An 18,867-nucleotide genomic window follows, 5' to 3' on the forward strand; every position below is an offset into this window, starting at 1 on the left:
CCATTCTATGGGAAGAGCCGGTTCTTCTTTTAGTTTAAAAAGATTAACGAGAGTAATACTCAACAATAAGCGCTTCGGAAATCTCAGAAGGTAACTCGGAACGTTCTGGATAACGGTTGTACGTTCCTTCAAGCTTATCTTCATCGAGTGTCAAGTATTCTGGAGTGAAGTTGTTTACTTCAATAGCCTCTTTCACAGCAGAAAGGTTGCGAGACTTCTCACGAAGACCGATTGTTTGATTTGGCTTCACGCGGTAAGATGGAATATCAACGCGTCCGCCATCAACTGTTACGTGTCCATGTGTGACAAGTTGACGTGCAGCGCGGCGCGTCCGTGCAAGACCAAGACGGTAAACGAGGTTGTCAAGGCGGGATTCAAGCAAGATCATAAAGTTCTCACCATGAACGCCTCCCATTTTCCCGGCTTGTTCAAAAGTGCGACGGAATTGTCGTTCATTCAAGCCGTACATGAAACGAAGCTTCTGTTTCTCTTGAAGCTGAAGGCCGTATTCAGATAGCTTTTTCCGTTGAGTCGGTCCATGTTCACCCGGTGCATAAGGGCGTTTTTCTAATTCTTTTCCCGTACCGCTAAGAGAAATACCGAAGCGGCGTGATTTTTTCCAAGATGGTCCTGTATAGCGTGCCATACAAGATCCCTCCTTTTTATATTAGATTAGTTTGAAAAGAGAACAACAATGACAATCTCCTGACACGAGCATTTTGTTTTCATGCACCTTCGCCTCGACAGCTAGAGGTTACACAGTACACCTTCAACCATGGATCAGCCGCGGGTTGAGGAACAAAATGAAAATCACACATCAAGTTTGTCCAGGCTGTCTTTTCACACAAAGATCATTATATATTTTACTAGTTGGTAAGTCAACTGAAACCCGCTGACAGTCGAAATTATAAAATTGTTAAGGAAATTTTTGTGAATATAGTTTATAATGATACGTATAAAAGGCATGCGCCGAAGGTATGAAAGTGACAATCTAATAAAAAAAATAGTTCTATAATACGATTCGGTGGTGAAATAATGGATGCCAGGGAAGAACAAACGGAACGTATCGATTTGTTAATGCGTGTAACCAAAAAGTTTCATATCTCTATGCATGCCAGTGATGTAGTCAAAGAGATTATTTTTGTTCTGCAAGAAGCATTTCCTTCTAGTTTGATAACGCTTCATCTTTCACAGGATTGGGAAGTGAAAAATGATCTCCCTGGCGTCAATTTCATGTATGGCTTTGAAAACATACATGACCAAATACAAAAAACCTATGTAACGGGCACTGTTCAATTTGAGGAAACTAGTGAGCCCGGTACTGCTGTTTTATACGTTCCGCTTCGGGGAAGACAAGGTGTTTATGGTGTTTTGCAGATTTTAGGCACGTATCCGGTCATGAGCTCTGAACTGGAGCAAGAGTTTATCATAGCACTTGCAGATCTTGGTGGAAATGCTCTCGAAAATAGAGAGCTATATGAGCAGTCGAGAACTCTTGTTAAAGATCTTCAGCTTCTAAATGAGACATCCCGTCTCTTGAATTCTCATTTAAGAATTGATGAAATTATTAATAGTATGAGGATACAAATTAATAAAATCGTCCCGCATGGAAAAGTTGTATTTGTGCTGTTAGACGAAACGGCTAAGGTGCAGGATTTAAATGACCCTTTTTTAAAAGAGACAAAGAACTTCGAAGCAGCGCTAAAAATATCAAAACATTTTGAAATGAAGGGGGATGCTTTTTTTATCAGTGAATTGACTTGCCGCCCTGAATATACATTTACAGGCTATCATTCACTGATCGCTGTTCCAATGATGCAGAGCGGCAAGTTGAAAGGCTCGGTTATTATACTAGGTAAAGAACCTCGGGCATTCACCTTTCATCAGTTCAAGCTTCTTCAGTCACTCGTTGAACACTCTACACTTGCATTTATGAATGCTGCTTTGCACGAAAGGCTGGAAAAAATGGTTATTACCGACCAATTGACAGGCTTATACTCCCGTCATTACCTTGAAGAATGTATCAACGAAGCTCTCGCCACAGATAGTGTAGGTACACTTTTATTATTTGATATTGATGATTTCAAAGAAGTGAACGATACATTTGGACATCAAACCGGAGATCAAATCATTATCCAAGTAAGCGGGATTATTCAAGCGAATATTCGTTGCCATGATATTGCAGCGAGATGGGGAGGAGAAGAACTTGCAGTATATTTGCCGAATTGCTTGCCAGACGCTGGGGAAATGGTAGCGCGCCGGATTTCTGAAAAGGTTGCGGCATGTACTCGGCCAAGGGTAACAATGTCTTGCGGAGTGGCATGCTGGGAGAAAGAGAGAGACCAAACACTCAGTTCCCTGTTCCGGGATGCAGACCAGGCAATGTATGAGGCAAAAAACCAAGGAAAAAATCAAGTGCTGTATAAAGGTATTCCTAAAGATTTCTCTTAAATGAAAAGAGAGATCTTTTTTTCGTGAAAAATAAGACGAAATCTATACGTTAATGTCGATATTTTTGACAAGGAATTAAGGAGGGGGATAAGGAATCTATTAATAAAAGGTTTCTACGTTTTAAAGGAGGCGATAATGTTGAACAACGCCGGGAATACGAAGGATAAAATGTTAGAAGCTGCGACCGTTTTGTTTACAAATAAAGGATTTCACGGGACGACGGTTAGGGAAATTGCATCGAAAGCAGAAGTCAACCTATCCTTGATTTCTTATTATTTTGGAGGAAAACAGGGACTACTAGAGGCTTTGATGGTTGGATTTCTTGAGGGATACTTGCAAGAATTAGAGAGTGCTGTAAAAGAAACACATGCTGATACGTTTATAAAGCTGATGGCGATGGCAGAAAGAAGTTTGCAATATATGAAGGAACAGCATTTGCGGGCACGGTTCGTTCTGCGAGAAATGACACTTGATTCTACGTTGATTCGGGAAATCACCAGCACTTATTTGATGAAAGAGAAACATTTGTATACGATTGTCTTGAAAAAAGGGATGCAGGAAGGCACATTAGAGCGCCTTCCAATAAATTGGACGATCATGCAATTTCGAGGGATGGTCACGATGCCTTTTTTACATCATCAGTATGTACGTGAAGTATTTCAGCTTCATCCACAGCATAACCGCTTTATATCGATTTATATTAAGGAGCTAAGCGTGTGGGCGTCCAAGATAATGCTTACGCAGGAGCAGTCGGATGTTTTTATGTCGCCGTACAGGGAGCGAAACGTCATCCAAAGCTAATCCAACATCGACGCTTGGGCAAGTTAATTACGACTCCCTTGATATTGGTATCATTGTCTCAAGCCCCTGCATCATATCTTTTGCTTGATGAGCATCCGATCCGTATATGAGCGGGATGCCTCTTTTTTTTGCTTCTTTTACAATATGATCTGGCGGGTACGGCTCCCTGCATAATGGTTTTGCTGTGCCGGCACCGTTGTAATCAAGCTCCATTCCTCTTTCGTGCAAGGAATCGAGTAAGTCCATGATTTTATTTTCATCCAGGACTACTGGGAATTCGTGGTGGAATTTTCGTACAAGGGTTATGTGGCCGATCCGTTTAGGCTTATGCGTACCTAGATTACTCTCAATAGATAACAAAACTGTTTTGAAATATAGATTTACTGTGTCTTCAAGTGAACCTGTCTTTTTAATTAATGTTTGAAAAGACTCTGGACTGTAGTCCAGGCATGTATACTCATTACCTGTTTTTAAAAAATGCACGGATAAAATGCTATCATCAAGTAAGTGACCCACTTGGTCAAGAAAAGCCCGTGTTTCTTCTTCAAATCCCTCGATGTAATCTATCTCCAGTCCCGTTAAAATGGTGATGTCATTTCTATATTCTTTTTTGTATGTCTCTATTTCTTCTACATAAGCCGATAAATCTGCTAGGGACATCGCACTGTCTTTTGTAGGCACGGGGTCTTCAAATCCAGCTGGAAGAGGGGCATGTTCTGTAAAGGTTATCGTGGAGAGGTTTTCCTTAATGGCTCTTTCAATGTACTTTTTAAATGAATCAAGAGAGCCGTGGGGGCAAAAAGGGGTATGAACATGGCCGTCACGGTGAATTTTCATTTTTTGACTCCTTTCCAGTGAAGAAAAATAAAATTTGTTCCTTTTTGAAAGCATTTTTCACATAATTACTATTTCCATGTTATCATAAAGATGTAATTTCAACATAGAATAGCAAGTTTTTTAGAAGGTTTTGGCAAAAAAAGCAGGGAATATGATAAATATGACGAAAATACATTTATATTCCCTTTGCAATTGATAAAAGAAACGGCAGGAAAACAGGAGTGAAGACTCATGATTGTATATATTATTATTGCTGCAGCTGTATTAATCGCTGCGGTCATTATTTACGGAGCTGTTTTCCGAAGAATAATATATAAGGAAGTAGACCAGCTTGAGAAACGGAAAACGACGATTGCGAATCAACAAGTAGCCGAAGAAATAGCGAAGGTCAAAACGCTGACGATGTCCGGCGAAACCGAAGTAAAGTTTGAGAAATGGCGCGATGAATGGGATGAGATTCTTGAAGACCATCTCCCGAATATTGATGAAACTTTATTCGATATTGAAGAGCAGGCAAACAAATACCGTTTCCGTTCTGCAAGAGAGATGCTGAGTATGGTTGATCGCCAGCTCCAAGGCATCGATGAGATGATACATACTATTTTTGTAGAAGTTGAAGAACTCATACATAGTGAGGAAGAGAGCAGAGAGGGGATCACGGAAATAAGAGCCCGTTTTCTAGAGATGCAGAAGTTTATCTCTCAGAATTGGCGTTCTTTAGGAAGTACTGCTACTACATTTGAGGCACATTTAAACGAGTTGAAAGAAGCACTTGCCCAATTTGATGTCGAAACAGAGGCCGGTAATTACATAAAAGCAAACCACATTTTAAAAGAATTAGGAGCACAGGTAACGCAAGAACAGACAAAATTGAAGCAAGTGCCTGTTCTATTTATAGAAATAGAATCTGATTTACCAAAAGAGATTCAGGAAGCAGTAGATGGTATGAAGGAGATGGAAACAGCCGGATACGAATTAAGTCATTATGATTTCCATCATCAGCTTCAAGAAATTCGACGAGAACTTCCTGAACTTTATAAATCTGTCGGTGATTTAGAATTAGATAGAGTTCAGGGGAGAATTGTTGAAATTCGTGATTACGTAGATTATATCTATGACACATTAGAAGCAGAAGCAGAAGCACGCTTGTTTGTTGAAGAGAACATAATCTCTGTGAAAAAAGATATGGAAGACCTTGTTGAACGGCTTGATGACCTTGAAGAAGAACGAGAAAAAGTAAAAGTAAGCTATCGTGTTCCTGAAGAGGAGGAAAAAAAGCAGCAGAAGGCAGAAGAGGCCATGGAAGAAAGTTTAAAAAAATGGCGGGTTTTTATGGATCTTCAAGAAAATCAAAAACTGCCTTTTATCGGCTTGAAATCAAATTTGTTAGAGATACAAAAGGATGTTAAGCGTATTGATCATGCAGTACGTCAATCGAGAGAATTACTGTACACACTCCGGGAAGATGAATTAAAAGCCCTCGAAACACTCAAGGAGCAACGGCGCAAAGTCTTAAATGACAGGATGACACTGCAAAGAGCGATGCTACCCAAGATTCCTGCCAGTTTGTTGCATGAACTTGAGGAAGCAGGGGAGCGACTGGACGCAGCGTGGGCAGCAATCGAGGAAATGCCTGTGGAAATGGGCAACGTGAATAAGCTAGTGGGGGAAGCTGAACAATTTGTTACCAAGATGCACCAGCAGTTGCGTGCGACTATGAAACAAGCTAAGCTTGCTGAGCGAGCCATTCAATATGGGAATAAATACCGCCGGCACTCAGAAGCTGTCGATGAAGCGTTAGAGGCAGCTGAAGACTACTTTCGGAGAGGGTACTATGATGAAGCAGTCACGGCCGCAGTGCAGGCGATTGAAAAGCTGGACCCAAATGTCCTTACGAATATCAGCGGTGAAAATTAATGGGAAATCACGGAAGGTAACACGATGAATGCTAGACACATGGTTATCATGTCTGTCTTTGTTTGTTTTTCTGTTTGGGGTTTTTTTCTTTATAAGTTGGCTGATAACCAATCTATTGACGTCACGGAGCAGCACCTCACAGTAGAAGAGCTCGCGTTAAAACTAGATGAAGAGTTGGGGGTTCTGTCAATTGAAGAAGGGCTTAACGAAGCTCAAGATAAACCCGTCCCCATTCCTTCAAGTACACAGAAGGACGAGGGTGGGATGGAGCTTATCGGAAAGCGGTTATCTAAAAGAGAAGAAGCAGATTTAAAGAATGATGCCTACCTTTCTTCTGCTATCCAGATTGGGCCAGCAAAAGGAACGGTATCTATTAATAAGGCAATCGAACTAGTGCGATAGAATATGAGCTGTTCCTTATCAAAGGACAGCTCTTTATTTTTTGTTACGGTTAAATGTGATAAGATAAGGTGTTGCATCACTAGAAAGAAATCGAAAAAAAACTGAAATTTGGAGCGGGAAATGAGGAGTATACATGGTTTATTTAGATAACAGTGCTACAACACAACCGTGGGACACTGTGATGGAAGCTTACCAACAAGCTTCGTACCAGTATTTTGGAAATCCATCCTCGCTGCATCGTCTCGGTACCGAAGCAGAGACACTATTAAGAAAAGCGCGAGAATCAATGGCTTCCTTACTGAAAATCAAGCCTGAAGAATTGGTATTCACCTCTGGTGGAACAGAGGGAAATAATTTAGCAATCAAAGGGACTGCTATGAAACACATGAACCGGGGGAAGCACCTGGTTACTTCGACAATAGAGCACCCATCCGTGAAAGAGGCTTTTTGCCAACTAGAGGCCGCCGGCTTTACTGTAACGTACGTTCCGGTCAATAGAGAAGGGCTTGTGGATCCTGATGATGTTTTAGATGCAATAAGAGATGACACGATCCTCGTTTCGATCATTCATGTTAATAATGAAATAGGTTCTGTACAGCCTATAAAAGAAATAGGTGAACGGTTGGCAGCTTACCCAAAATTATATTTTCACACAGACCATGTGCAAGGAGCAGGGCTGCTGCCGCTGGATTTCAAAGAAGCAAAGATAGATCTGGCAACTATTTCCGGGCATAAGTTCCATGGACTGAAAGGTACGGGAGCACTTTATGTAAGAGAAGGGGTAATACTATCGCCATTATTCCATGGTGGGGGTCAAGAAAGAACGGTTAGAGCGGGAACAGAAAATGTCCCTGGAATAACTGCTATGGCGAAAGCACTGCGGCTATCACGGGAACGCTTGGAATATGACCAGACACGGCTGATAACATTGAAAAATAAACTTATTAACGATTTGGAAGGCGTGGAAGGAACAGTTATAAATACCTCTAAAGAACATTCGGCACCTCACATTATTAACGTATCTTTTCCAGGCTTGAAACCAGAGGTGTTAATTCAAGCTTTGACGAAGCGGCAATATCATGTTTCAACCAAATCAGCTTGCTCTTCAAAGCTGGAAGAGCCGAGTGCCGTACTGCTTGCGCTCGGAGCCAAAAAAGAGCAGGCGGAAAGCGCCATTCGAATTAGTTATTCCATTGATACTACTGAAGAAGAGGTTAAAGGGTTTATGAACGCGATAAAGGAAATAGTGGCTGAAATAAAGTTATAAATAGGAGCGGGATTATAATGATATACGACCATATCTTAGTTCGCTATGGCGAACTCGCTTTAAAAGGTAAAAATCGTGGAGATTTTGAAAAAACGTTAAAAAAAAATGTACAGCATGCTTTAAAAGATCATCCAGCTTGTAAAGTGAAACGAACGTACGGACGAATGGTGATTGAACTGCACGGTGAAAATCCTCAAGAAGTTATGAATAAGCTTTCGGTTATTTTTGGTATTTCTTCTTTCAGCTTGGCGATGAAATCTATGAATGATCTCGAACAAATAAAAGAGACAGCTTTGCAGGCTTACAGGCAACACGAGGGGGAAAAAGCAACATTTAAAGTAAGTGCACACCGTTCTTACAAGAATTTTCCAGTACGGTCCCAGGAATTAAACCGCCAAGTCGGGGCCCACATTTTGCGCAATACAGAAAATGTCAGTGTGGATGTACACAACCCTGATGTGGAAGTGACAGTGGAGGTTAGGGAACAAGGAACATACATGACCTGCGGCCGCACAAAAGGGGCAGGTGGCTTGCCTGTCGGCACAGCGGGCAAAGTCACTTTAATGCTGTCAGGAGGGATTGACAGCCCGGTGGCAGGTTACTTGGCGATGAAAAGAGGCGCGGAAATTGAAGCTGTACATTTCCACAGCCCGCCCTATACGAATGAGCGGGCTCGAAAAAAGGTTGAAGATCTGACGCGTGTTCTTACTTCGTTTGGCAGACCGATTACGTTGCACGTTGTTCCGTTTACGGAATTGCAAAAAGCCATTCATGCTCATATCCCTTCACATTACGCGATGACGATTATGCGGAGGATGATGCTACGCATAACAGAGCAAATCACGACAAAAATTAACGCAAAGGCGATTGTGAACGGGGAGAGCCTCGGTCAAGTTGCTTCGCAAACGTTGGAGAGCATGCATACTATCAATGAAGTAACGAATGTGCCGGTTTTACGTCCGCTTATCACAATGGATAAGCAAGAAGTTGTCGATATATCGAAAGAAATCGGGACGTATCCGCTTTCGATTCTTCCTTATGAAGATTGTTGCACGATCTTTTTGCCGGACGATTCAGTAACGAAGCCACGTCGTGAAAAAGCAGCTCTTTATGAAAAGGGCCTTCATTTTGAGCCATATATCGAAAAGGCGGTAAATAACGTGGAAACGTTGACCATTGGCCGCTCCACTGCAAAAACAGAAGTGATGGATGATTTGTTATAAATCGAATCAATTTCATTATTCAAATGAAGTTATCGAAATCCGAACAATTCGGATATAGTATAGAACGGTTGATTCCCACTGCAGGCGGACGCTTTCACCTACAGGCACAAGGGCGACATCAGTTCGAGACTGCGCTTACGCTTGCTCTCACTGTGTCTTCTTTGCCGCAGCAACGCCTCAGCCTCGGGCCTACAGGATGTAGGTCATGCAACCGTTGCGATAGACGCTCGCGTAGTTAGGTTGTGTCCATTCAAGCAGGTCTGCGGGGTCTTCGGACTGTTGCTTTTCCCTCTGGAGTTGCCGCCTTCCCAAATGAATAATTAATGATTATATACTATAATTATTCGCATTTATTTGCTGGACTAGTACTTCTGAAATTGATTCAATCAACTAAAATAGGTAAGAGCGTTAATCAAGGAAGGTCGTGACAAGTGTGGGAACGTTGTGGTTTAACGGTACGATTTACACGATGGAACGAGTAGGAGAACGTGTCGAAGCTGTCTTAACTGAGAGCGGGAAGATCCAAGCAATTGGTGGGAAAGAAGAACTTGAAAAAAAGTATAAAAACATCGATCACTGGCATGACTTACAGGGAGCAGTAATGTTTCCAGGCTTTACAGACAGCCACTTACATATGCTTGGATTAGGGGAAGCCATGCTTAGGCTGGATCTGTCAACCTGTACATCCTCTATCGAAATGAAAGACTTATTGACCGACAAAGCCAGCCTGTTAAAGCCAGGCCAGTGGCTAATTGGAGATGGTTGGAATGAGAACCATTTCTCTGACAAAAAAATCTTCCACCGCCGTGAGTTAGATACAATTGCGCCCAACAATCCAATGCTGTTGACCAGAATTTGCCGACATGCAGCACTTGCAAACTCTCTTGCCTTTGAGAAAGCAGGCATTACAAGTACTACTCCTGATCCGGAAGGGGGCATTATTGTTAAAGATGCTTATGGTGAGAACAGCGGATACTTACTGGATCGGGCTGTTGATGTAATAAAAACGGCTCAGCCGCAAGTCGATGATAAGGATCTGCGTGAGGCTTTACGAGTCGCAGTACAGGCAATGGTAAAAAAAGGGCTGACAGGAGGCCACACGGAAGATTTAAATTATTACGGAGGCTTTAACCGTACACTCGGAATTTTTCGTGACTACCTTAACGAGGCAGGCCCAAAATTGCGAATGAACTTACTCGTACATCATGAAGTTGTAGAAGACATGCATCAGTTAGGATACGAATATGGTGCGCTTAGTGAATATTTGTCTTTCGGGGCGGTTAAAATTTTTGCCGATGGCGCCTTGGGCGGCAGAACAGCACTCCTGCGGGAAGCCTATACAGATGAACGAGAAACTTCGGGGATTGCTATTCATACTAGAAAACAGTTGCAGTTGCTTGTTAAAAACGCTCGTGCATGTAAGATGCCGGTAGCAGTCCATGCGATAGGAGATCTTGCACTTGAATATGTTATTGAAGCGTTGGAAGATCATCCCAGTCCTGAGGGTGTTAGAGATCGGATTATTCATGCCCAGATGACACCTCCTGATCTTGTAGAAAGGCTGCAGCTTCTGAGTGTAGCACTTGATTTGCAACCTCATTTTGTTCTGTCCGATTTTCCGTGGGTGGAAGAACGACTTGGGGCGAAGCGCATCTCTACTTCGTTTGCTTGGAAAACGTTGATACATTCCGGTATTTCCTGTGCAGGTGGATCAGATGCTCCGATTGAGCCAGTTGATCCATTGGCTGGCATACAGGCTGCGGTTACAAGAAAGTACCCATTTGAAAAACATGAAGGCTATTTGCCTGACCAAAAACTAACTGCATTTGAAGCAGTTTCCCTTTACACGACAGGAAGTGCGTGTGCAATCGGAAAAGAAACAGAAATGGGAAAGATTTCCCCTGGATTTCTTGCGGATTTCACGATTCTTGATCGGGATATTTTGACCGTACCAGCTGAGGAGATCGCCGCGGCAGTGGTAAAAGGGACAGTAGTCAATGAAAAGTTCCAGTATAAAGGTGAGTAAGGTTAACAGACAGCGAAGGAGGAAATGAAGATGATGAATGGTAAAAGATGGGCAGCAGTAGGAATCGCTGCATTTCTTTTAGTAGTGTCAGTAGGCTTTCAGATAGTGACATCCATCGCTTCAACGAATTTTGATCAAGTATTGGGTGGAAGCGATGATGGGATTGAAGAAAAAATTGTCGAATCAGGGCAGGGCGGTGGCAAGATTGCTATTATCACACTGGAGGGAGTCATTCAAGATACCGGTTCGGCTCCTTCACTCGTAAACACCGCTACATACAACCACCGGCAGTTTTTACGGCTTCTTGAGAAAGCAGGAGAAGACGCAAGCGTCAGTGGCGTTATTCTGCGTGTTAACACCCCAGGAGGTGGGGTAGTGGAAAGCGCTGAAATCCACGACAAAGTAAAAGAAATTCAAGAACACGGCAAGCCAGTGTATGTGTCGATGGGAAATACAGCAGCTTCCGGAGGGTATTATGTGTCGGCTCCAGCGGACAAAATTGTCGCCCATCCTGCGACTGTGACCGGGTCTATTGGGGTTATCATGCAAAGTATTAATTACGCTAAGTTAGCGGAAGACATTGGTCTCGAATTTAATACAATCAAGAGCGGAAAATATAAAGACATTATGTCAGGAAATCGTGAAATGACAAAAGAGGAAAAAGCAATCCTCCAATCGATGGTTGATGACTTTTACGGTGACTTCGTCAAAGTAATTGCCTCGGGGCGCGACATGCCCGAGAAAAAAGTCCGTGAGATTGGTGACGGGCGTGTTTATTCTGGAAAGCAAGCGAAAGAAGTTAATCTTGTCGATGAATTGGGAACGCTTGAAGATACAATCGAGATAATGAAAAAAGAGGAAGATATAAAGGATCCGCTTGTTGTTCGCTATCAAGGTGGCTTTACGTTTAACCAATTTCTTGGTACATCAGCCCGCAGCTTATTCGTAAGTGATTCAGAACTGCTCGGAATTAAAGAGCTATTAATGGATTCCGAAACGCCGCGTGCGATGTACTTGTATACGGAATAAGGGGGATCAGCATGGATAATCAAATAAATGAAGAATTTGTGGCCGAGGAGCATGTTCCGGTTTCCTTGGGAGAATATGCTGGCTTCTGGATGAGGTTTTGGGCGTATCTGTTTGACCTGCTGATCGTGTTCAGTGTAAACGGCATTTTGCTTAGCCCGCTTATGTTTTTGGAAAATGCATCCGTTACGTTATTAGGATTTTTTACTTTGCAAGGTCTTTTGAGTGTGGTTGTTTCTTATGTATATTTCGTAGTAATGACCAAATATTTTGGCCAAACACTTGGCAAAATGATACTTGGAATAAAAGTAGTTCACAAAGATGGTACCCCTCTCCGCTGGTCAGACTTGATATTTCGAGAGGTAATTGGCCGCTTCATTTACCGAAGTGTAATCATCACAAATGTGCTTTATTTGATCGTTGGTTTTATGGATGAAAAACAAGGTATTCATGACATCTTTGGCGATACTCGAGTCGTACATGTGGAAAAATAAAAATGTAATAAAAAGAGACGCGGGAATTAATATTCCAGGCGTCTCTTTTTGTTGTTTATGAATAGAGAACCATGTCAATACTGGTTGTAATTAAGAAAAAGGCGGACGAGTATGTATGCAATGGATTGCTCTTATAGGAAGCGTGCTTCTTGTTATTATCGCTCTGATCATGATCACTCCTATTGACGTATTTTTTCATTTGACACAAAAGGGAAAAAGACAAGACATCTTACTGCACGTAAAGGTCTGGTATGTATTTCACAAAAAATATCAATTCCCCGTCATAGCCTTAAATGAAGAGAAATCGGCTGTGGTGATTAAAAAAAAGGCAAAATCAAACATAGGTAACCGAGAGGAAAAACACGTTGAACAAACACCAACAGAAATAAAAGACAAGTTGGAAACGATACAAGTACTTCTAAACCACGTAAGCGGTATGATACCTATTTTGATGAAACTTTTGTCAAAAGTGAAGGTGAAGAAATTCAAGTGGAATAGTGAAATCGGTACAAGGGACGCAGCCTGGTCTGGTATGTTAACTGGAATGTTGTGGTCAATGAAATCTTCTCTTGCAGGAGCAGGATCAGCCATCTTTTCTTTTCACTGTTCTCCGATCTTCCATGTCACTCCTTACTTTAATAAGTCGGTGTTTAATACTGACTTTTCATGTATGTTATCGATGAGACTCGGGAATGCTATCATTGCTGGAATAAAAGTGACGAGACTGTTTCACGGTGACATATTTGCTTTTTGGAAAAGGACGAAAGAAAAAAAGGGTAATGAGAAGGAGGCATCTTAATTGACAGATCATCCGATTGAAGGGCTCATGCAGACAGCGATGGAAAACTTAAAAGATATGGTGGATGTCAATACAATTGTTGGCGATCCTGTCGAAACCCCGGACGGCAGCGTGATCATACCAGTTACAAAAGTTGGGTTTGGTTTTGCAGCAGGTGGTAGCGAGTTTTTACAAAAAGGGCAAAGTGACACAGCTGAGGATCATCCGTTTGGAGGGGGGAGTGGTGGAGGTGTTTCTATCACCCCGATTGCCTTTCTCATCGTCAACGCTTCGGGAGTAAAAATGGTACATCTAGATGAAAACACCCATCTTTACGAAAAATTATTAGAATTTGCTCCACAGGCCGTGGAAAAAATTCAAGAGATGATGAAAGGGAAGGGAGCCGACACCGGTGAATCTCCTCCTTTCTCATAGTAAAAATAAGTCGGGCGGGCAGACCGTTAGCCCGGCTTTTTTTATTGGTTTTTTTAAAAAAAGAAGGATATTTTCAGCGCAACCATTGAGTGTTCAATAAAAAGCTTGTTTCTGCTATACTTTCGTAAGAAGTTATGATGGAATGATAAGGAAAGGACGATGTCTCGTGCAGCCGTTAACGGAAGTAGAAAAATTATATGCGCTTGTTGATGAAATAGCGGTTTCGTTGCAACAGCATATGGATATGACATATTTAGATGCGCTGGCGGAAGCGGGGGAGGATATTATAGAGCAATCGATTGTTCAAAACCTTCCGGAAGAAGAGAAAAGACGACTGGAAACAAAGTTGCGAGAAGAGATACCGGGAGAGATAGAGAAAGAGGGGATTCGCAAAGCATTCCAGTTAGCTGTTATTAAAGGTATGAAGGAAGCGGTTCAGCCTCATCATGCGATGACTCCGGACGCAGTAGCAATGTTTATGGGATACCTCACTCAGAAACTTACTGCTGGTAATCAGGCTGCAGCTGTATTGGACCCGGCAACAGGGACTGCCAATTTGTTAAGTGCGGTGTTGAATCAGCTTCCTGCAAAAGCAGTGGCTTACGGCGTCGAGGCAGATGAAACCCTGCTTCATATTGCTTACGTTATTACAAATCTTCAAGAACATCATGTTGAATTATTTCATCAGGACGCAATCGAGCAGCTTGCTGTACCCCCGGTTGATGCAGTGGTATCAGATCTGCCAGTCGGTCATTATCCGAAAGAGGAGGTAACCGAACAGTTTACTCTAAAAGCGAGTAAGGGAAAGTCATACGTGCATCATCTGATGATAGAAAAATGCATGGGTTATGTAAAAGAAGGCGGCTTTTTTGTTCTGCTGATCCCTAATTTTATGTTTGAAAGTGAAGAAGCACCTGCACTGCATCGTTTTATAAAGGAGCATGCATACACTCTCGGGCTTTTACAGCTTCCGAAGTCCATGTTTAAATCAGATCAATTTGGCAAAAGTATCTGGATGCTGCAAAAGAAAGGAAAGGGAATAACGCAGCCGTCTCAAGCACTATTCGCTGAGCTGCCTTCCTTTACCAAGCAGGAAGCATTGGCGGATATGGTTCAGCAAATAAATAAATGGTTTAATGAACAGGGATTTACTCCATCTTAAACAAGCAAGGAACAACAATTTCAGAAAAAAAGGAGTCCAAGTACATGGCGGTTATAATGTCTGTTAATGCTGGAAGCTCTTCTTTGAAATTTCAGCTTCTTGACATGCCGGATGAGAACTTACTGGCAAAAGGTTTGATAGAAAGAATTGGTATGGACAACTCTCACATCTATATTAAAGGTAACGAAAAAACAGTCGAAAAAACCTGTCCCTTACCGAATCACCAATCAGCTTTAGAATTGGCGTTAAAGCAATTAATAGAATCGGAAGTCATTCATTCGTTTTCCCAAATTGATGGTGTCGGCCATCGTGTCGTTCACGGAGGGGAGAAATACTCGGAATCCATACTCATAGATGAAGAGGTCAAAAAAGACATTGAAGAACTTAGTGAACTAGCACCTCTACACAACCCCCCTAATCTAGTGGGAATTCGTGCGGTCCAAAAGATTCTTCCCGAAGTGCCTGCTGTAGCTGTATTTGATACAGCCTTCCATCAGACGATGAAGAAAGAAAAATTTCTATACAGTATCCCTTATGAATACTATGACAAGTATCGCGTGCGTAAATACGGTTTTCACGGAACTTCGCATAAATATGTGAGTCATCGGGCAGCGGAATTAATGGGGGAAGACATTCATAACTTAAAAATAATCTCCTGTCATATTGGGAATGGTGTTAGTATGACGGCAATTGAAAACGGACTCTCCATTGATACATCTATGGGTTTTACACCGCTTGCCGGTGTGGCAATGGGAACGAGGTCAGGGAACATCGACCCTGCGCTTATCCCCTATATTATGGAAAAGACTGGGCAAACAGCAGAAAAAGTAATAGACGTATTGAATAATAAAAGTGGGTTATTGGGGATGAGTGAACGATCCAGTGATCTTCGAGATATTATTAAAGCAGCAGAAGAGGGAGATGAAAAAGCAGCCATCGCGCTGCGTGTTTATGCAACTCGTATACATAAGTATATTGGTGTATATGCTGCCAGTCTTAACGGGGTAGATGCTATTGTATTTACAGCGGGAGTCGGCGAAAACAGTACGGTTATTCGAGAGGCGGTCTGTTCGGGGCTGGAATTCATGGGAGTTGAGTTTGACAGGGATAGAAATAGGGTGAGCGGAAAGGAAATTTTCATAAATAAACCATCCTCGCCTGTCAAAATAATGGTCATTCCAACGAATGAAGAATTGATGATTGCTCGGGACACACTTCGTCTAATCCATAAGTGAAAAATAAATTTTTATGCTTTTTTATGAATAAGTATTGCAAAATCATGTTCTGCTTGTTAAAGTATGTATAACAACAAATCAAAGTTGAAAACAGATTTTACATGTGAGGCGGATGCCTCTCATATTTTTGCAAATCAATGTATAAAAATAATAACTTCAGTATGAATATTCAACTTTAAAGACGGAGGGTGTTTATAAAATGGCAAACAAGAAAGTAGTACTAGCGTATTCTGGTGGTCTTGATACTTCGGTAGCAATTCAATGGCTAAAGGACAGCGGTTATGACGTAGTAGCAGTTGGACTGGACGTAGGAGAAGGGAAAGATCTTGATTTTGTAAAAGATAAGGCACTGCAAGTAGGGGCTGTTCAATCATATACAATTGATGCGAAAAAGGAATTCGCGGAAGAATTTGTTTTACCTGCCTTACAGGCACATACTTTATACGAGCAAAAGTATCCACTCGTATCTGCACTTTCTAGACCGCTCATTTCCAAAAAGCTCGTAGAAATAGCTGAACAAACAAATGCTGATGCTGTCGCTCATGGTTGTACAGGGAAAGGAAACGATCAAGTGCGTTTTGAGGTATCCATTCAAGCCTTGAATCCGGATCTTGAGGTGTTAGCTCCAGTAAGAGAATGGGGCTGGTCGAGAGATGAAGAGATTGAATATGCTCAGAAACATAACATTCCAATTCCAATTAATTTAGATAATCCATATTCCGTCGACCAAAATCTCTGGGGAAGAAGTAATGAGTGTGGAATCCTTGAAGATCCATGGGCGACGCCGCCGGAAGGTGCTTATGAATTAACAGCGCCTCTTGAAAAAACACCGGATGAAGCGGATGTTATTGAAATTGAATTCGTTCAAGGGAAACCTGTGGCAATTAACGGGAAAGCGTACGAACTTGATGAATTGATCCTAGAGTTAAATGACATTGCCGGCAAACACGGCGTCGGCAGAATCGATCATGTGGAAAATAGAATGGTAGGGATTAAATCAAGAGAAGTATATGAATGTCCAGGGGCTATGACATTAATCAAGGCGCATAAAGAGCTAGAAGATCTTACGTTGCCAAAAGAGGTTGCGCATTTCAAACCGGTTATCGAGAAAAAATTGTCTGAAGTGATCTATGATGGACTATGGTTTTCACAGATCAGAAATGCACTGGAAGCTTTTCTGCAAGAGACCCAGCAGAATGTAACGGGTGTCGTGAGAGTCAAGCTCTTTAAAGGAAATGCGATTATCGAAGGAAGAAAGTCAGAGATGTCTCTCTACAATGAAAAGCTTGCTACGTACACACCGGAAGATGAATTTAACCAAAACGCAGCGGTTGGCTTTATCGAGCTTTGGGGTCTGCCAACGAAGGTTCACAGTATGGTGAATAAGAAAGGTGTTAACGTATGACGAAATTGTGGGGCGGAAGATTTACAAAGAGTGCAGAGGAGTGGGTGGATGCCTTTGGGGCATCCATCCCTTTTGATCAAGAATTGGTAGAAGAAGATATTGAAGGCAGCCTTGCCCATGTTAAAATGCTTGCTGCTTGTAACATTATTACAGAAGAAGAAGCAGAGACTATAAAGAATGGGCTTGAAAAGATATTACAAAAATCCAAAAATGGCAGCCTGGAATATTCCGTTCAAAATGAAGACATTCATCTTAATATAGAGAAGTTTTTAACAGATGAAATTGGGCCTACAGGCGGAAAGCTACATACTGGACGAAGCCGGAATGACCAGGTAGCGACAGATATGCACTTGTACTTACGTAAGCATACGAAAGAAATTATGGAAGTAATAAAGCAAATGCAGCAAGCGTTGATCAATCAGGCAGAAAACCATGTCGAGACTTTAATACCAGGATACACTCATCTACAAAGAGCACAACCGGTTTCGTTTGCGCATCATTTACTAGCCTATTTTTGGATGCTAGAACGTGATTACGGCCGTTTGGAAGACAGTCTGAAACGATTGAATATCTCACCGCTCGGAGCAGGAGCGCTTGCCGGTACAACATTTCCGATTGATAGAGGGTATACAGCAGAACTTCTTGGATTTGACGGTATTTATGAAAATAGTCTTGACGCTGTTAGTGATCGTGACTTTATCCTCGAGTTTATGAGTGCCTCTGCAATGATTATGATGCACCTTTCCCGTCTGGCAGAAGAATTTATTTTATGGTCAAGCCAGGAATTTCAATTTATTGAACTGGATGATACATTCGCGACTGGCAGCAGTATTATGCCGCAAAAGAAAAATCCTGATATGGCTGAGTTAATTCGAGGCAAAACAGGGCGAGTTTATGGAAGTCTTGTGTCTTTGCTCACACTCTTAAAAGGACTGCCTCTTGCTTATAATAAGGACATGCAGGAAGACAAAGAAGGTATGTTTGATACTGTAACGACAGTAAAAGGATCGTTGAAAATCTTTGCAGGCATGATTGACACAATGTCCGTAAATACAGAGGTCATGGAAAAGGAGACTCATTCCGATTTCTCCAATGCAACCGAATTAGCGGATTATTTAGCTTCAAAGGGAATGCCTTTCCGTGAAGCACATGAAGTGGTTGGAAAGTTAGTACTTCAATGCATCCAAAAAGGAATCTTCCTACTTGACCTTCCATTAGCAGATTATAAAGAAGCAAGCAGTTTATTTGAAGAAGATATTTTTGAAGTCCTTAAGCCGTCAACAGTGGTGGCTAGACGCAACAGCGCCGGCGGTACAGGCTTTGAACAAGTGAAAAAAGCGATTGTTTTAGGGAAGAAAAAGTTAGAAGAAAAATAAAAAGGAGCAGGCAGACATTTCTGTCACCTGCT

At 41.9% G+C, this 18,867-nt stretch carries 17 protein-coding genes; 15 read left to right on the top strand and 2 right to left on the bottom strand.

Annotated features, from left to right (window positions below; genetic code table 11):
• Positions 1–43: 43 nt before the first annotated feature.
• Positions 44–646 carry a 30S ribosomal protein S4 gene (gene rpsD, locus LOR49_RS02850; protein ID WP_240374597.1) on the bottom strand — a complete coding sequence of 201 codons (603 nt, stop codon included), beginning with the start codon at positions 644–646 and terminating at the stop codon, positions 44–46.
• Between the two features lie 389 nt (positions 647–1,035).
• On the opposite strand from rpsD, the gene LOR49_RS02855 reads away from it, so the two are divergent.
• Together LOR49_RS02855 and refZ are read left to right on the top strand one after the other, a co-directional pair.
• Positions 1,036–2,451 (top strand): sensor domain-containing diguanylate cyclase, encoded by a 1,416-nt coding sequence (locus LOR49_RS02855; protein ID WP_240374598.1) that lies wholly within the window; start codon positions 1,036–1,038, stop codon positions 2,449–2,451.
• A gap of 135 nt (positions 2,452–2,586) precedes the next feature.
• A complete protein-coding gene (refZ, locus tag LOR49_RS02860) occupies positions 2,587–3,252 on the top strand; it encodes a forespore capture DNA-binding protein RefZ (protein WP_240374599.1) in 666 nt (221 codons plus the stop codon).
• Positions 3,253–3,279: 27 nt separating this feature from the next.
• On the opposite strand, the gene hisJ is transcribed toward refZ, so the two are convergent.
• Positions 3,280–4,089, bottom strand: a complete 810-nt coding sequence (gene hisJ / locus LOR49_RS02865) for a histidinol-phosphatase HisJ (protein WP_240374600.1) — start codon at positions 4,087–4,089, stop codon at positions 3,280–3,282.
• Between the two features lie 231 nt (positions 4,090–4,320).
• Between hisJ and LOR49_RS02870 the strand changes: the two genes are divergently transcribed.
• The 13 genes from LOR49_RS02870 to argH all read left to right on the top strand — a co-directional run bounded on the left by LOR49_RS02870 (position 4,321) and on the right by argH (position 18,835).
• On the top strand, positions 4,321–6,006 hold the full coding sequence (locus LOR49_RS02870) for a septation ring formation regulator EzrA (protein ID WP_240374601.1): 1,686 nt from the start codon (positions 4,321–4,323) through the stop codon (positions 6,004–6,006).
• A 24-nt stretch (positions 6,007–6,030) separates the two neighbouring features.
• Complete coding sequence (locus LOR49_RS02875) at positions 6,031–6,408, top strand: hypothetical protein (RefSeq protein WP_240374602.1); 378 nt, start codon at positions 6,031–6,033, stop codon at positions 6,406–6,408.
• A gap of 133 nt (positions 6,409–6,541) precedes the next feature.
• Positions 6,542–7,675 (top strand): cysteine desulfurase family protein, encoded by a 1,134-nt coding sequence (locus LOR49_RS02880; RefSeq protein WP_240374603.1) that lies wholly within the window; start codon positions 6,542–6,544, stop codon positions 7,673–7,675.
• Positions 7,676–7,689: 14 nt separating this feature from the next.
• Positions 7,690–8,898, top strand: coding sequence for a tRNA uracil 4-sulfurtransferase ThiI (thiI, locus tag LOR49_RS02885; RefSeq protein ID WP_338021123.1), 1,209 nt, complete (start codon positions 7,690–7,692; stop codon positions 8,896–8,898).
• A 433-nt stretch (positions 8,899–9,331) separates the two neighbouring features.
• Complete coding sequence (locus LOR49_RS02890) at positions 9,332–10,924, top strand: amidohydrolase (protein ID WP_240374605.1); 1,593 nt, start codon at positions 9,332–9,334, stop codon at positions 10,922–10,924.
• A gap of 33 nt (positions 10,925–10,957) precedes the next feature.
• Positions 10,958–11,953, top strand: a complete 996-nt coding sequence (gene sppA / locus LOR49_RS02895) for a signal peptide peptidase SppA (protein ID WP_240374980.1) — start codon at positions 10,958–10,960, stop codon at positions 11,951–11,953.
• Between the two features lie 11 nt (positions 11,954–11,964).
• Positions 11,965–12,444 (top strand): RDD family protein, encoded by a 480-nt coding sequence (locus tag LOR49_RS02900; protein ID WP_240374606.1) that lies wholly within the window; start codon positions 11,965–11,967, stop codon positions 12,442–12,444.
• Positions 12,445–12,559: 115 nt separating this feature from the next.
• Positions 12,560–13,243, top strand: a complete 684-nt coding sequence (locus LOR49_RS02905) for a DUF2953 domain-containing protein (protein ID WP_240374607.1) — start codon at positions 12,560–12,562, stop codon at positions 13,241–13,243.
• The gene (ytfJ, locus tag LOR49_RS02910) at positions 13,244–13,657 is read left to right on the top strand and encodes a GerW family sporulation protein (protein ID WP_240374608.1); all 414 of its coding nucleotides are present in this window, start codon (positions 13,244–13,246) and stop codon (positions 13,655–13,657) included. It begins immediately after the preceding gene.
• Between the two features lie 166 nt (positions 13,658–13,823).
• A complete protein-coding gene (locus LOR49_RS02915) occupies positions 13,824–14,819 on the top strand; it encodes a class I SAM-dependent methyltransferase (RefSeq protein ID WP_240374609.1) in 996 nt (331 codons plus the stop codon).
• 44 nt (positions 14,820–14,863) lie between these two features.
• Entirely contained in the window at positions 14,864–16,054 is a 1,191-nt protein-coding gene (locus tag LOR49_RS02920) for an acetate/propionate family kinase (RefSeq protein ID WP_240374610.1), read from the top strand.
• 199 nt (positions 16,055–16,253) lie between these two features.
• Positions 16,254–17,459 (top strand): argininosuccinate synthase, encoded by a 1,206-nt coding sequence (locus LOR49_RS02925; RefSeq protein WP_240374611.1) that lies wholly within the window; start codon positions 16,254–16,256, stop codon positions 17,457–17,459.
• Complete coding sequence (argH, locus tag LOR49_RS02930) at positions 17,456–18,835, top strand: argininosuccinate lyase (protein WP_240374612.1); 1,380 nt, start codon at positions 17,456–17,458, stop codon at positions 18,833–18,835. Before LOR49_RS02925 ends, argH begins: the two co-directional genes overlap by 4 nt.
• Positions 18,836–18,867: the final 32 nt, after the last annotated feature.

Source organism: Bacillus piscicola (assembly GCF_022458745.1).
In the GTDB taxonomy this organism is placed as follows: Bacteria; Bacillota; Bacilli; order Bacillales; family Marinococcaceae; genus Alteribacillus_A; species Alteribacillus_A piscicola.

Bases quoted from the DNA above. Each gene is read 5' to 3' on its own strand.
- LOR49_RS02905 (WP_240374607.1), top strand. From the start codon at position 12,560: ATGCAATGGATTGCTCTTATAGGAAGCGTGCTTCTTGTTATTATCGCT.
- refZ (WP_240374599.1), top strand. From the start codon at position 2,587: ATGTTGAACAACGCCGGGAATACGAAGGATAAAATGTTAGAAGCTGCG.
- LOR49_RS02870 (WP_240374601.1), top strand. From the start codon at position 4,321: ATGATTGTATATATTATTATTGCTGCAGCTGTATTAATCGCTGCGGTC.
- LOR49_RS02880 (WP_240374603.1), top strand. From the start codon at position 6,542: ATGGTTTATTTAGATAACAGTGCTACAACACAACCGTGGGACACTGTG.
- LOR49_RS02900 (WP_240374606.1), top strand. From the start codon at position 11,965: ATGGATAATCAAATAAATGAAGAATTTGTGGCCGAGGAGCATGTTCCG.
- LOR49_RS02925 (WP_240374611.1), top strand. From the start codon at position 16,254: ATGGCAAACAAGAAAGTAGTACTAGCGTATTCTGGTGGTCTTGATACT.
- LOR49_RS02875 (WP_240374602.1), top strand. From the start codon at position 6,031: ATGAATGCTAGACACATGGTTATCATGTCTGTCTTTGTTTGTTTTTCT.
- rpsD (WP_240374597.1), bottom strand. From the start codon at position 646: ATGGCACGCTATACAGGACCATCTTGGAAAAAATCACGCCGCTTCGGT.
- hisJ (WP_240374600.1), bottom strand. From the start codon at position 4,089: ATGAAAATTCACCGTGACGGCCATGTTCATACCCCTTTTTGCCCCCAC.
- LOR49_RS02855 (WP_240374598.1), top strand. From the start codon at position 1,036: ATGGATGCCAGGGAAGAACAAACGGAACGTATCGATTTGTTAATGCGT.
- LOR49_RS02920 (WP_240374610.1), top strand. From the start codon at position 14,864: ATGGCGGTTATAATGTCTGTTAATGCTGGAAGCTCTTCTTTGAAATTT.
- sppA (WP_240374980.1), top strand. From the start codon at position 10,958: ATGAATGGTAAAAGATGGGCAGCAGTAGGAATCGCTGCATTTCTTTTA.
- argH (WP_240374612.1), top strand. From the start codon at position 17,456: ATGACGAAATTGTGGGGCGGAAGATTTACAAAGAGTGCAGAGGAGTGG.